The sequence below is a fragment of the Bordetella tumulicola genome, assembly GCF_054779135.1.
This window is the reverse complement of sequence record NZ_BAAGYU010000006.1, coordinates 92,415-105,797: the sequence shown is the minus strand read 5'-3', so window position 1 is coordinate 105,797 and position 13,383 is coordinate 92,415. Positions and strand designations below refer to the sequence as shown.

Genomic DNA, 13,383 nt, shown 5'->3' with positions numbered 1-13,383 from the left:
GCTGTGGCAATCGATCCGTCGCACGTAGTTGCGTCGCAGCGCAGAAACGCATCCATTGCCGTTCTCGCCGCGAGCCCAATTCAACCGAAGCGGCCGGTGATATAGTCGCCGGTCATTGCGTGCCTTGGCTTGAGGAAAAAATCATCCGTCGGTCCGAATTCAACCATTTGCCCCAAGTGCATAAATGCGGTGTAGTCGGAAATTCGCGCGGCCTGCTGCATGTTGTGTGTGACGATGACGATGGTGTACTGATTTCGAAGGCTATTGAAAAGATCTTCGATTTTCGCGGTCGCGATTGGATCCAGCGCTGATGTCGGCTCGTCAAAAAGAATTATTTCCGGGTTAGGAGCAAGCGTACGTGCGATGCATAAACGCTGTTGTTGGCCGCCTGAGAGCCCATAGGCAGACAAATGAAGCCGGTCCTTTACTTCATCCCAGAGCGCAGCTTGGCGTAGCGCCGATTCAACGCGTTCATCCAGAATTGAACGGTTGGTGATGCCTCGTACTTTTAGTGCCGCGGCGACATTCTCGTATATGGATTTGGGGAATGGATTGGGTTTTTGAAACACCATGCCAATCCGTAGTCGAATCAGAATCGGATCGGACTTGAGGTCGACCAGGTTGCTTTGCTCGGGTAATAAGTTGATCTGCCCGCCATAGCGAGTTCCGCGATACAGGTCGTGCATACGATTGAAACACCGCAGCAAGGTGCTTTTTCCGCAGCCAGACGCTCCAATAAGGGCGGTGACTCGGTCTTTTGCTATAGGAAGATTGATGTCCTTCAGTGCTTGGAATTCGCCGTACCAGAATGATAAGTTCTTCGCTTCCGCCCGTAGCGGTACCGTCGGGGGCACTAGTATCGAATTAACAGGCGTGGTGGGGACTGCGGTGGCCGCAGAGCTCGGGCTCTTGATCACGACCGGTGCATCAACGGGTTGGCTCTGCATAGTGAGGTCATTCATTGAATATTCTCGGCTTAGGAGGGAGTCCTGATCGCTAATCAGCGATATCAGCTAGTTCATTGTGTGACGGCGCAAACGGTAACGGATATAGATCGCTAGTGCGTTCATGACCAGCGTCATCGCAATGAGGACCACGCCGGCCGCAGCGGCATTAACGTGAAACTCGGACTGTGGGCGAGACAGCCAATTGAACATCTGAATTGGCAGGAGGGTGAAAGGAGCTTCAAGCCAGTCGAAGTTGATGAACGGAAATCCGGCTTGGATGGGGGACGGTGGCAGGAACGCAATATAGGTCAGCGCGCCGATGGTAATCACCGGCGCTGTTTCGCCGATCGCACGCGAGAGTCCAACGATTGCGCCGGTCAGGATTCCCGGCCGGGCTGCTGGCAGGATAAAGGAGGACATCGTTTGCCACTTATCGGCGCCGATGCCGTACGCGCCCTCTTTGACTGTCTGAGGAATGCTGCGGACAGCCTCGCGCGTGGACACAATGATGACGGGAAGGATAAGTAGCGCCAGCACGGCGCCCGCGACAAAGATAGTTTGTCCTAGTCCCAGCATATATACAAACAAGCCGAGGGCGAGAAGGCCATATATGATCGAAGGAACACCAGCAAGATTTCCTATGTTGATCTCAATGAGCGTTGTAATCAGATTTTTGGGCGCATACTCCTCCAGATAGAGGCCGGCCATCACACCCATGGGTACCGCTAACGCTGCCGTTACCACCATGACAAGCGTAGTCCCCACCCAAGCGGAGAGAATGCCGGCGCTCCCAGCCCGGCGAGAAGGAAAGCTAGTCAGGAATTCGTAGTTGATGCGGCCCGCGCCATCAAGCGCCAGGTCAAGTAACAAAGCGATCAGCAAGGCCATCGACACAATCAGAATCGCCACACCCGCCAACCCAAATATGAAATCAGACCGCTTGGCGGTTCGACCGACGCGGGCCGCGAGCTGCGGGTCGTACTCTACGGCCGTGCTTTTCGACATCAGTGGACGATTCATTTCAGTAGATTTCCCGAAAACGCTGGCGCAATAGGTGGCCGAAGAAATTGAACGCGAAAGTAATGATGAACAGCACTAGGCCGACGGCGAAGATGCTCTGGTAAGCCAAGCTCCCATGCGGCAGATCGCCCATGCTCATTTGTACGATGTATGCGGTAATGGTGGCAGCGCCTTCACGTGGGTCGGCGGTCAGATTGGGATTTTGACCTGCGGCGACGGCTAGTACCATCGTTTCGCCTACTGCCCGCGACATGCCCAGTATGTATGCGGCGGTGATGCCCGAGAACGCACCGGGTATTACGACACGGATAGCGGTCTGGACTCGCGACATTCCGAGGGCATAAGCGCCCTCACGCATCGAACTCGGTACGGCGCGCATGGCGTCTTCACTTACCGATACGATGTAAGGCAGAATCATGATGCCGAGCACGATGCCAGGGACCAACAGGTTGAACCCGCCAAGACCCGGGATAAAAGTCTGAAAAAACGGTGTCAACAGCAGGAGTGCAAAGTAGCCGTACACGATAGTCGGAACGGCTTCCAGCATCTCCAGGCAAGGCTTTACAACCTCTTTTACTGATGGGCGCGCAAATTCACTAAGATAGACGGCCAGCACAGTGCCCAGCGGGATGGCAATGATCAATGCAATACCTGCGGCCCAAAGCGTCGCCGTTAGCAAAGGCCAGATTCCGAAGCGCGGGTTCTCGAACATCGGGGTCCACTGAGTGTCGGTGAGGAAGTCCCAGATCGATACCTGGGAGAAAAAGCCCCACGACTCCGTGACCAGGATGTACACAATTCCAGTGGTGATAAGTACTGAGGCTCCCGCGGCGAGGAACAATAAAACCCGAGTTACAGCGTCGACAGTGCGTCGCCGAGTGCGATAGGCTTGGCTCGGTATGAAACGTTCTTTGTCGGCAACGACGGACATTGGCGTTCCTATGGATTCCTGAGGGCATCGTGGGGCCACTATGCGTGGCCCCACGATCCGGACTCGCTAACTGTGAGCGGATTAATTTACGAGATCGGTCATCTTGACGCCGATCTTGGAGCCGCCTTCAAAGTGAGAGCCTGTCTTGCGCGCATCGAATTTGGCCTTCGCGGAATTCGCGATTTCAGCGGGCAGGGAGACGTAGCCGACTTCCGAAACGAGTTCTTCTTGGTTCTTCGGGTCAAATGCGAAATGAATGAAATCCACGACATGTTTCTTGTCGGCCTTCGACTTGTCCACATAGTAGAAAATCGGCCGTGTCAGCGGTTGATAAGTACCGTTGACCGCGTTTTCCACCGACGGGAGCACGCAAGAACCATCATCCTGCCGAATGGCGACAGCCTTGATCTTGTCCTTATTATGTTCGTAGTAGGCCAATCCCAAAAAGCCAAGAGCGTTCTCGTCGCGGGCGACGCCCTGGACACTCACGTTGTCGTCTTCGGTTGCGGTGAAGTCGCCGCGACTGGAGTGCTCTTTCCCCACAACGGCGAAAGTGTAATAGTCATAAGTGCCCGAATCGGTGCCGGCGCCGAATAGAACCAGCGGTGCGTTCGGGAACTTATCATTGATCTGGTTCCAGTTGGTCACCTTGCCTTGCGCTTCAGGCGCCCACATCGTCTTCAGCTCTGGGATCGACAAGCACTCTGCGAAGGTATTTGAAGGATTGATGATCGTGGCCAGTGCATCGATAGCGACAGGCATTTCGATATACTCTACGCCGTGCTGCTTGCACAGTTCCATTTCGTCTTTACGGATGGGGCGCGAGGCGCCAGTGATGTCCAGCTCGCCTCGGCAGAATTTTTTGAAGCCACCGCCCGTTCCCGAAACGCCCACCGTTACGCGGGTTTTGCCTTGTTGCGATTTTTGAAACTCTTCAGCGACGGCCTCCGAAATCGGAAATACGGTGCTGGATCCGTCTATGAGCACTGTCGGCACGTTCTGTTGCGCGTGAGCATTGAGGCCCGCACATGCGATGAATAGGCTTGCGGCAAGGGTCGACAACTTCATTTGTTTCTCCTGAGATAAAAGGGGCAGTTCAGGCCGGGGAGGCTGTTTTTAAATAATTCTTCATCTCCATGCATCATGAAATGCAGACATGACAACTTCATGACATAAGCTACAAACGAACCGCGACTCGCCCATCGAGCCATTAGGGCTCTAGAGGGCCAAAAATTTCATTAATAGTCGGGTCTGGGAAGGGGAGCGATAGTGGAGGTGGGGGCCGGTTCACCCACAGCCAAGCTCAATGCGCGGACTGTAGTTGTGCCATGGATCAACCAACGTGGTCGCTTCGACAATGTTGCGTTTGTGTCGTCATGAAAGAGTCATCAGCGTCGCATACATTCCTTACTTCGTTAAATCCAGACAGAAGGACGATATGAAGACCAAGACGAACACGCCCAAAGTCGACTTCAATGACGAAGATTCGAATACATCGAATAACCCAACATTCGATTCGGTGTTGCAAACACGGCTGAGCCGACGCGGGATGCTCAAAGGAGGTACGCTCACTCTTGGTTCCGTCCTCTTCGGCGTAGGCGGTCTGGCCGCCTGTGGAAGCAGTAGTGATGACGATGATGACAGTCCCGAAACGCCGCCGACTTCACCTTCGGAAACGCTGCTTGATTTCACCGCCGTACCCAAGAGCTTGGCCGATGCCGTCATCGTGCCCTCGGGATATACCGCTCAAGTGCTATACGCCCTGGGAGACCCGCTCTCAGCGGGTGTGCTGGCCTACAGGAATGATGGTACGGACATCGACTTTGAGAACCGTGCCGGAGACCATCACGACGGCATGGAGTGGTTTGGACTGGGCGCAGACAACCGGCCTTCGGCCAGCTCCACGGATCGAGGGCTTCTGGCCGTCAATCACGAAGCCACGACGAACGAGAGTTTCAGTTCGTTCTTCTTGCACCAGGACGGTGGCACCAACACGTTGCCACGGCCAGCCGCCGAAGTAGATAAGGAAGTGGCTATTCACGGCATTTCGGTTGTCGAAATTCAGAAGACCGGTAATTCCTGGGCGACTATGTCGGAATCGTCTTTCAACTTTCGTCTGACGGCACTGAGTGAAATCGAAATCGCAGGCCCGGCTCGCGGCAATCCACTACTCGTGACGAAGTATTCGCCCGATGCGACCCGTACACGCGGCACGTTGAACAATTGCGGCACAGGGAAGAGCCCCTGGGGTACGTTCTTGACGGGTGAAGAGAATTGGTACGGCTACTTCACCCGCGACAGCGCCGATGACGCGGCTCGGGGTAATGATAAATCTGTGACTTCGCTTCTGCGCTACGGGCGTAGTCAGGGTGCCGGCTCGCGCCACGGATGGGAGTCCGCCGGTGCGGATGATCGCTATGCTCGTTGGAATATAAGCCAATCAGGAACGTCGGCTGATGGTAGCGACGATTACCGCAACGAAATGAACGGCCAAGGCTACATCGTTGAGATCGACCCTTATGACCGTAGCAGGAAAGCAAAAAAGCGCACGGCCCTGGGGCGTTTCGCTCATGAAAGCGCAGCGTTCCGCAAGGCCGTTGCAGGGCAGCCTATTGTGGTCTATATGGGCGACGATGCTCGTGGCGAATACATTTACAAATGGGTCTCGGCCGCCAACTGGGATCCCGCGGATGCCGATGCGATCAGTCGCATGTCCGCAGGTGACAAATATTTGGACAACGGCAAGCTCTATGCTGCCAAATTCTCCGAAGACGGGACCGGTTCCTGGTTGGAGCTGTCGCTGCAAAACCCGGTTGTTAGCAGTTCCGCGACATATCCGTTTGCCGACCAGGCCGATGTTGCCATCAATGCTCGTCTAGCCGCAGATGCGGCGGGTGCCACGAAGATGGATCGCCCGGAATGGTGTGGCGTGAATCCCGCCAACGGCGAGGTGTATTTTGCTTTGACCAACAACACCAGCCGTCGCATTGATCCGACCGGTTCACAGTATGCGCCGGATGCGGCTAATCCGCGTGTGTACACCGATATGAAGAATGGTACCGCCCAGATGGGCAACCCCAATGGTCACATTCTCCGTGTCAGAGAGTCCTCCGCTACGGGCAGCGGCGATCAATTCGATTGGGACGTGTATTTATTCGGTGCGCAAGCTGACGCGGATGCCGGCACTATCAACCTGTCAAACCTCACTGATGATCAAGATTTCTCGAGCCCCGACGGCTTGGTATTCAGCGAGGCTACGGGACTGTGCTGGTTTCAGACCGATGACGGTGCCTATACCGACGTGACCAATTGCATGATGCTGGCGGCACGGCCTGGCCAGGTTGGTGATGGCGAGAAAAAGTCCCTCAATTACACGAAAGCTGATGGCAGCGCACTTACCGTGGATACCTATGTAGGGCAACCGCCGGCGGCTGAACAGCTCAAGCGCTTTCTCGTCGGGCCTGTCGGGTGCGAGATTACGGGCTTTTGTGAAACTCCAGATGGCAAGGCGATTTTTGTCAATATCCAGCATCCAGGCGAGAACACCAGTCAAGCTGATATTGCCAATCCATCGAAATACACCAGCCAGTGGCCGAGCAATTTCGGGTATGGGGCAGGAGTTCGGCCGAGGTCCGCCACGATCGTGATTACCAAGGACGACGGGGGGCGCATCGGGACGTAAGGAAGTCAAGTAGGGAAGTAGAGTAGTAGAGTAGTACGTCAGAAATCGTCGATGGTTGACGAATTTAGGGGCAATGCCGATCCGGCATTCGCCCCGCCTTTTTATGCGGAGCTCGACGTCGCAAACAAGGTAAAGCGCTTTACTGGTTTTGATTATTCTAATATAGTCGAAATATGGAAATAAATGACGCAGTCAAAGCACTTGCCGCAATCGGTCAAGAGTCTCGCTTGATTATCTTTCGCCTCTTGGTGCAGGCGGGACCTGACGGCATGGCTGCTGGCCAACTATCGGAGAAGAGTGGCATTCCGCCGTCGTCGCTCTCATTTCACCTCAAAGAGCTCGTATATGTCGGGCTATTAGGATCTCGCCAGGAAGGGCGCTTTGTGATTTACGAGGCTCGCTTCGAAGCGATGGCAGATCTTCTCACGTACTTGACTGAGAACTGCTGTGGTGGCGGATCTTGTGCTCCCATGCCGTCGATTGCTAAATCAAAACCTGCGCCTGCTCGGGCGGCGCGTTCCAAGAAACCTATCTGAAGAGGCGCAACATGTCTGACAAGGTCTACAACGTTCTTTTCCTTTGTACGGGAAATTCGGCTCGAAGCATTATGGCGGAAGCGCTACTAAACACCTTGGGAAAAGGGCGCTTTCGTGCCTATAGCGCCGGCAGCCATCCCGGAGGCACAGTAAATCCGTTCGCGATCGATAAGGTCCAGATACTGGGCTATCCGCTCGAAATCCTGCGCAGCAAGAGCTGGGATGAGTTTGCCGCGCCCGACGCACCGCAGATGGATTTCATTATCACAGTATGCGACAACGCCGCCGGAGAGGTCTGTCCGGTTTGGCCTGGCCAACCTATTTCGGCGCATTGGGGGTTCGAGGATCCGGCCGCGGTTCAAGGAAGCGATGGAGCGAAACGTCAGGTGTTTGACAAGGTGTTCCGCCAGATTTCGGCCCGGATAAATATTTTTGCGAATTTGCCCCTGGCCACCTTGGACAAGGCGGCTATCCAGCGCGAACTGAAGGATATCGGTGCGCAGTTTTCCCAGTCGTGAGAACTTCGCGGGAGCGGATTTCCCGCAGAGCATAAGGAAGGGTATGTGCCAATACGGCGCATCCTTTCTTCTTCAAACTAAGAAAAATCATACGAGTAATTTCCCATGATCGCAGCTGTCGCAATCTTCGTCTTGACCTTGATTTTGGTCATTTGGCAGCCCAGAGGGCTTGGTATTGGGTGGAGCGCCGCCTTTGGTGCCATCGTGGCCTTGTTGGTTGGCGTCGTCCACCTGACAGATATCCCCGTGGTTTGGGGCATCGTGTGGAATGCGACGGCCGCGTTCATTGCTGTGATCATTATTAGCCTGCTGCTTGATGAGGCGGGGTTCTTTGAGTGGGCGGCCTTGCACGTAGCGCGATGGGGAAGAGGGCACGGCCGTGCGCTGTTCGCCTTGATCGTGCTGCTCGGTGCGGCTGTGGCGGCTTTTTTCGCGAATGACGGCGCAGCGCTTATCCTGACGCCGATCGTCATGGCGATGTTGATGGCGCTGGGCTACAGCTCCACAGCCACCTTGGCCTTTGTCATGGCGGCCGGATTTATCGCCGATACGGCCAGCTTGCCTTTGATTGTTTCGAACTTGGTCAACATCGTTTCGGCGGATTTCTTTGATATTGGCTTCAACCGGTACGCCGCAGTCATGGTGCCGGTCAACATCGTGTCAGTTGCCGCTACGCTTGTCGTATTGCTGCTCTACTTTCGTAAGAGTATCCCGACTTCCTATGACGTGACTCAGTTGAAAGATCCGGCTACCGCGATTCGAGACCCTGGGACTTTCCGGGCCGGATGGGCGGTCCTGGCCTTGTTGCTCGTCGGGTTCTTTGGTCTGGAACCGCTCGGGGTGCCGGTCAGCGCGGTTGCCGCGGTGGGGGCTGCCGTTTTGTTACTTGTCGCCGGTCGAGGTCATATCATCAGCACCCGCAAAGTCGTACGTGAAGCGCCATGGCAGATTGTGATCTTTTCACTGGGTATGTACTTGGTGGTTTATGGGTTGCGCAATGCCGGCCTGACACAATATCTTGCCGACATGTTGTCGGGATTGGCAGAGCAGGGCATGTGGGCCGCGACATTCGGCACAGGTTTTCTGGCAGCCTTTCTTTCCTCTGTCATGAACAACATGCCCACCGTATTGATAGGTGCATTGTCCATTGATGCTAGCCAAGCCGACGGAGTAGTGAAAGAGGCCATGATCTACGCAAATGTCATTGGTAGCGATCTGGGACCGAAGATCACGCCCATCGGAAGCTTGGCCACGCTACTCTGGCTGCACGTACTCGAGCGCAAAGGCACCGTCATCTCCTGGGGGTATTACTTCAAGGTCGGTATAGTGTTGACACTGCCAGTGCTCGCCGTAACACTTGCGGCCTTGGTTTGGCGGTTAGGGTAGGCAACGTCGATGCTGCACTCGGAGTTGATGAGGTCTTGGCGACGTTTACGTATATCCTCACATCTGACGTCGTTGCGACATATGTCTACAAGGATCGAAAGTGCCTGGCCATCGCTTGATCCTATTCGCTTCCAAGCCTGCCTTGGTCAAGATCGCAGCGAGGCCGCGTGCACCGTGCAGTACGCGCATAATCGTTGCGGTCTTATCGTCAGGTCGATAGTAGATGGCGTAGACGCTGTGGAAGACTACACACAGATCAACGGCAAACATCTGACTCTACGCAATGCTGTCGCTATCCGAGATTTGTCTCCCTTGTTGCTCGGCGACTTGAGTGCGAAAGCCTATCGTTGTGTATCGCCCAGAAGATCTCGCAAAGGTATCGCCGCCATGCATGCGGGCAATGGCGGATACGATGGCAAGACCCAGTCCATGATGGTTAGCATCAAATTCCCGCGCGCTATCGCTACGGTAAAAGCGGTAGAACAGGCGTGGTAAATGTTCGGGTGAAATCGGCTCGCCTTCGTTGCGAACCGCTACCGTCAGTTCGCCCGCAGCGGTAGAAGATATAGCGATCTCTATAGTGCTACCTGCACTGGCATAGCGAATAGCGTTGGACAACAAGTTTGATATTGCCCGTTGAAATAAAGGACGGTCGATTTGAGAAGCGGCGTCACCCACCACTGCGAGCACCACGCCTGCCTCCAGTGCTTCCGCTTCGTGATATTGACTTACCTCTTGCACGATCGCCGACACGCTCGGCTCCCATGCCCCTCTGACTCTAGCACCTCGATCAGCTTGCGATAGAAATAGCATGTCCTTTACGATACTTGATAAGCGTTGCAGTTCTTCCAGATTTGATCCCAGGATGTCCAGCAGCTCTTCCTGATCGAGCCGCTTATGTAGGGCTAACTCAGTTTCGCCAATCAAGGTGGTCAGCGGTGTGCGCATCTCATGGGCTACGTCGGCGTTGAATCCCTCCATTTGGACGTAGGCCCTTTCTAGCCTCTGCAATACGGCGTTGAACTGGCGTACAAGAGGCAGGATCTCCCTTGCCTGCCCTTTCTCATCGAGGCGTTCACCGATGCGATCTGGTGATAGTTTAGCCGCCTGCTGTACGAGTGAGTCCAACGGCGCCAATGCCTTTCGCACCGTCACAGTTCCCATAGCGGCGACAACGACGGCGCCAAATAGCGCACAAGCGAACAACGTCCCAGCCAGTCCCTTGCGGAGACGGATATCGTCGGATATGTCCAGGATCAACTCTGCCGTCAGTGAGTCGCCGGGCGTTCCAGGATACGGCAATGTGAATGAGATGCGGCGTTCTCGGGTGGGGTCGTTGTCAATGGGATTGCCGAAAACCACACGTTGCCCATCGATTTCCAGAACCAGGGTAAACTCTGGGCGACCGTAGAAGAAGTCCTCCAGCTTATGCCGCATTCTTGCCGCATCATCGTCTGCACCGTTCTCTTCAACTACGTGCCGTACAACTTCAACTTTTTGTTGTATTAAGGCCTCCTGACGCCGGGCTAGATTAAGGTTCGTAGCGTAATAGACCGCCACGCACACGAGGCTAAGCGCCATAAACGTCTGGATGGCGAGCCACCACGAAAGCCATGCTCTTAGCGATTCCGGTCGCTTTATTGCCATCAGGGCTCCCGAATCTCTAGCACGTAGCCCATCCCGCGTACGGTATGCAGAAGCTTTCTCTCAAAGGGATCGTCCACCTTGCCTCTCAAACGCCGGACAGCGACTTCCACCACGTTGGTGTTGCTATTGAAATTCATATCCCAAACTTGTTCGGCTAAATCCAGCCTGGACAGCACCTCTCCTTGTCTACGCATCAATAGCGCCAGAAGCGTGAACTCTTTAGCCGTGAGGTCCAAGCGCTGGCCATTACGGCTTGCTCGCCGCCGCAGAAGATCAAGTTCGAGGTCTCCGACCCGTAGTAAATTTGGGCCATCTGTTTGGGGGGGGTGTAAGCCGCTGCGCCTACCCAGAGCGAGAACTCGAGCTAACAACTCGGACATGGCGAACGGTTTGGATAGGTAATCGTCGGCCCCTTCATGCAGCCCATGAACACGGTCCTCAAGCTTATCCCTTGCTGTAAGCATCAACACAGGAACGCGACTGCTCCTGCGCAACTCCTTCAGAACGCTCAGGCCGTCCATTCCTGGCAGCATAATGTCGAGCAGTATGAGGTCGTACTGGATTTCCTTCGCAAGATGCAGGCCGGCAAGACCGTCGGCCGCCACGTCCACGATATAGTTGTGGTCGCTAAGTGCCCGCCGTAGGTACTCGGCGAGTTTCTTCTCGTCTTCAATTACCAGAACTTTCATGGGCATCGTGTAAAGGAAATGCCAAGAATGGCGATGTAGACATATTCTAGTCCAGGCATTTCCCGGGGTTGCCAACCCCGCAGGGTCAGACGGAGATTTGACCGTATATAACGAGCCTTAGCTGGGCGTATAGATCTCCTTGAGCCGAGCTCGTTCGTCTTCGCTCATTGCCTCTGCTTCCGCCCGGACCTCTGCTCGGGTACGCCCACTACCTTGCTGAGCCGACGCCGGCAGGGGTAGGCCCCTGTACTGCAATGCCCATGCACGCTTGTCGGCTTTGGCCTCCGCAAGTTCTGCCCGAACTTGCTCAGCTGTCTTCCCTCCCGTGGCGTGACTGGGGGCAGTCTCGTAACCGATTTCAGTGTCAGTTTGGTGCCAGGTCTCCGACGATTGGGCGATGGAAGGCAGAGTGAGCGCGGCACCGAGTATCAGTACATTGCGGGTGTGACGAATCAGCATAAAAATCTCCATGTTCCGTATGCTGCAGGCGCGCGGCTGCGTCGCCTACACGCTTTTCGTTAAGCGTTGGTGACACTCTACAAAATGAACCTCGTCAATTCGCAAACACCCTGATTACGAATTCGTAAAGTTCCGAACATTACGGAATTGTCATTTTTCTGTCGAGATATTGACGAGGCGTGTTAGCTACAGTGCCGGCTATCTGCCTGTGATCCCGCCGGTGAAACATGGCCCGACCTGATCGGTCCAGCTAAGTCCTCGCCAAGCCTAAATTCCTTACGGTAAAAAATGCGTCTACTCTCGCCGCCGCTGGCCATCGCGGCCCTGTTGCTCGTCACTTCGACGCAGGCCAAAGAGCCTGCGAAACTCGACTCATTTCTTGCTAAAGCGGCGCCTATAGATACGGTAAGCGTTGATGGGCGCTTGCTGACACTCGAGCAGGCGTTGAGCATGGCGCTGGAGCGCAATCCGATGCTTGCCGCGTCTAAATATGAGGCTGCCGCAGGCGACGGTCTTGTTACCCAGGCTGGACTTATGCCAAATCCGTCCCTCGATATTGGCGTCGACGATACTCAGGAGGCCACGCGTACGACGACCGCCTTGCTCAACATGCCCATCGAGCTCGGCGGCAAACGTGCCGCGCGCGTCACTGCGGCGGAGCTTTCGCGTGACATTGCAAAGCAGGACGTAAATAGCGCCCGAGCAACGCTGCGCGCCGCCGTAATCGCTGCATTTTTCGATCTGGCCGTAGCGCAAGAATCAGTGCGCGTTGCGGACGATAATGTTGAGATTGCGGCCAGTGCGCTGCGCCTAGCAGAGCGTAGGGTCGCTGCAGGAAAAGCTCCTCCTTTGGAGAGCAGCAAGGCCGGAGTGGCATTGGCAAACGCTCGGATTGAGACGCGAGCGGCGAAAGAAAACTTGCTGAATGTCCGCCGAAATTTAGCCGTTCTCTGGGGGGAAAACGATCCAAAATTTGATTCGGTAGAGGCAGACATCGATCTACTTCCGGCGAGAGGGACCTTGGATGCACTCCGCGCGGAGTTAGCGGGGTCGCCTATTTTGCAGTCGGGTCGGATGGCGGTCGACTTGGGACAGGCGTTAATCGAAGTCGAGAAGAGTAAGCGCTATCCAGATATCACGGTCAGCGTAGGTGTTGCTCGTGACAATGAGGTCGGACGCAACAAGCCGCAGATCGGTATTTCCATCCCTCTACCTATCATCGACAGAAATCAAGGCAATGTGTACGCCGCCTCAATGCAGGCTTACAAGGCCCGGGACACATATCGGGACTTGCAGGCACGACTGACGGCAGACTTACTAAAAGCTGTTTCTCAGTTCGATCTTGCCGTCGCGGCGGCGCGTGATTACCGAGGGTCGGTTATCCCGGGAGCCTCGCAAGCGTTTGAGTCAGCCAGCAAGGGATTTGAGGCAGGGAAATTTGGATTTCTCGACGTGTTGGACGCGCAACGTACATTATCAGACGCAAACATCGCATACCTCAGGGTAGTGGCATTAGCATACCAAGCCCATTCTGAAATCCAGCGGATCCTTGGACGTTGAGTCCAGTA

Annotated in this window: 12 protein-coding genes; 5 read left to right on the top strand and 7 right to left on the bottom strand. The window is 55.1% G+C overall.

Annotated features, from left to right (window positions below):
* Positions 1-80: 80 nt before the first annotated feature.
* From pstB to ACYVDM_RS04410, 4 genes are all read right to left on the bottom strand, one after another.
* Positions 81-962, bottom strand: coding sequence for a phosphate ABC transporter ATP-binding protein PstB (gene pstB / locus ACYVDM_RS04425; protein ID WP_415789085.1), 882 nt, complete (start codon positions 960-962; stop codon positions 81-83).
* Between the two features lie 51 nt (positions 963-1,013).
* Entirely contained in the window at positions 1,014-1,967 is a 954-nt protein-coding gene (pstA, locus tag ACYVDM_RS04420; RefSeq protein WP_415789083.1) for a phosphate ABC transporter permease PstA, read from the bottom strand.
* Between the two features lies 1 nt (position 1,968).
* A complete protein-coding gene (gene pstC, locus ACYVDM_RS04415) occupies positions 1,969-2,898 on the bottom strand; it encodes a phosphate ABC transporter permease subunit PstC (RefSeq protein ID WP_415789081.1) in 930 nt (309 codons plus the stop codon).
* A gap of 81 nt (positions 2,899-2,979) precedes the next feature.
* Complete coding sequence (locus ACYVDM_RS04410; protein ID WP_415789079.1) at positions 2,980-3,966, bottom strand: PstS family phosphate ABC transporter substrate-binding protein; 987 nt, start codon at positions 3,964-3,966, stop codon at positions 2,980-2,982.
* Positions 3,967-4,336: 370 nt separating this feature from the next.
* Between ACYVDM_RS04410 and ACYVDM_RS04405 the strand changes: the two genes are divergently transcribed.
* The 4 genes from ACYVDM_RS04405 (at position 4,337) to ACYVDM_RS04390 (ending at position 9,020) form a co-directional block, all read left to right on the top strand.
* Positions 4,337-6,580 (top strand): PhoX family protein, encoded by a 2,244-nt coding sequence (locus ACYVDM_RS04405; protein WP_415789077.1) that lies wholly within the window; start codon positions 4,337-4,339, stop codon positions 6,578-6,580.
* A 173-nt stretch (positions 6,581-6,753) separates the two neighbouring features.
* Positions 6,754-7,116 (top strand): ArsR/SmtB family transcription factor, encoded by a 363-nt coding sequence (locus ACYVDM_RS04400; protein WP_415789075.1) that lies wholly within the window; start codon positions 6,754-6,756, stop codon positions 7,114-7,116.
* Between the two features lie 11 nt (positions 7,117-7,127).
* On the top strand, positions 7,128-7,634 hold the full coding sequence (locus tag ACYVDM_RS04395) for an arsenate reductase ArsC (protein WP_415789073.1): 507 nt from the start codon (positions 7,128-7,130) through the stop codon (positions 7,632-7,634).
* Between the two features lie 105 nt (positions 7,635-7,739).
* A complete protein-coding gene (locus ACYVDM_RS04390) occupies positions 7,740-9,020 on the top strand; it encodes an arsenic transporter (RefSeq protein WP_415789071.1) in 1,281 nt (426 codons plus the stop codon).
* A 276-nt stretch (positions 9,021-9,296) separates the two neighbouring features.
* Here the strand turns inward: ACYVDM_RS04390 and ACYVDM_RS04385 are convergent, their stop codons facing one another.
* The 3 genes from ACYVDM_RS04385 to ACYVDM_RS04375 all read right to left on the bottom strand — a co-directional run bounded on the left by ACYVDM_RS04385 (position 9,297) and on the right by ACYVDM_RS04375 (position 11,815).
* Entirely contained in the window at positions 9,297-10,667 is a 1,371-nt protein-coding gene (locus ACYVDM_RS04385; RefSeq protein ID WP_415789069.1) for a heavy metal sensor histidine kinase, read from the bottom strand.
* Positions 10,667-11,356: a heavy metal response regulator transcription factor gene (locus ACYVDM_RS04380; RefSeq protein ID WP_415789067.1), complete on the bottom strand. Its 690-nt coding sequence runs from the start codon at positions 11,354-11,356 to the stop codon at positions 10,667-10,669. The genes ACYVDM_RS04385 and ACYVDM_RS04380 overlap by 1 nt, the downstream gene beginning before the upstream one ends.
* A gap of 117 nt (positions 11,357-11,473) precedes the next feature.
* Positions 11,474-11,815, bottom strand: coding sequence for a DUF4148 domain-containing protein (locus ACYVDM_RS04375; RefSeq protein ID WP_415789065.1), 342 nt, complete (start codon positions 11,813-11,815; stop codon positions 11,474-11,476).
* A 288-nt stretch (positions 11,816-12,103) separates the two neighbouring features.
* On the opposite strand from ACYVDM_RS04375, the gene ACYVDM_RS04370 reads away from it, so the two are divergent.
* Complete coding sequence (locus tag ACYVDM_RS04370) at positions 12,104-13,375, top strand: TolC family protein (protein ID WP_415789063.1); 1,272 nt, start codon at positions 12,104-12,106, stop codon at positions 13,373-13,375.
* Positions 13,376-13,383: the final 8 nt, after the last annotated feature.

Coding starts and splice junctions, on each gene's coding strand:
- ACYVDM_RS04410 (WP_415789079.1), bottom strand. CDS start 3,966: ATGAAGTTGTCGACCCTTGCCGCAAGCCTATTCATCGCATGTGCGGGC.
- ACYVDM_RS04395 (WP_415789073.1), top strand. CDS start 7,128: ATGTCTGACAAGGTCTACAACGTTCTTTTCCTTTGTACGGGAAATTCG.
- ACYVDM_RS04390 (WP_415789071.1), top strand. CDS start 7,740: ATGATCGCAGCTGTCGCAATCTTCGTCTTGACCTTGATTTTGGTCATT.
- ACYVDM_RS04385 (WP_415789069.1), bottom strand. CDS start 10,667: ATGGCAATAAAGCGACCGGAATCGCTAAGAGCATGGCTTTCGTGGTGG.
- ACYVDM_RS04375 (WP_415789065.1), bottom strand. CDS start 11,815: ATGCTGATTCGTCACACCCGCAATGTACTGATACTCGGTGCCGCGCTC.
- ACYVDM_RS04405 (WP_415789077.1), top strand. CDS start 4,337: ATGAAGACCAAGACGAACACGCCCAAAGTCGACTTCAATGACGAAGAT.
- pstA (WP_415789083.1), bottom strand. CDS start 1,967: ATGAATCGTCCACTGATGTCGAAAAGCACGGCCGTAGAGTACGACCCG.
- ACYVDM_RS04380 (WP_415789067.1), bottom strand. CDS start 11,356: ATGAAAGTTCTGGTAATTGAAGACGAGAAGAAACTCGCCGAGTACCTA.
- pstC (WP_415789081.1), bottom strand. CDS start 2,898: ATGTCCGTCGTTGCCGACAAAGAACGTTTCATACCGAGCCAAGCCTAT.
- ACYVDM_RS04400 (WP_415789075.1), top strand. CDS start 6,754: ATGGAAATAAATGACGCAGTCAAAGCACTTGCCGCAATCGGTCAAGAG.
- ACYVDM_RS04370 (WP_415789063.1), top strand. CDS start 12,104: ATGCGTCTACTCTCGCCGCCGCTGGCCATCGCGGCCCTGTTGCTCGTC.
- pstB (WP_415789085.1), bottom strand. CDS start 962: ATGAATGACCTCACTATGCAGAGCCAACCCGTTGATGCACCGGTCGTG.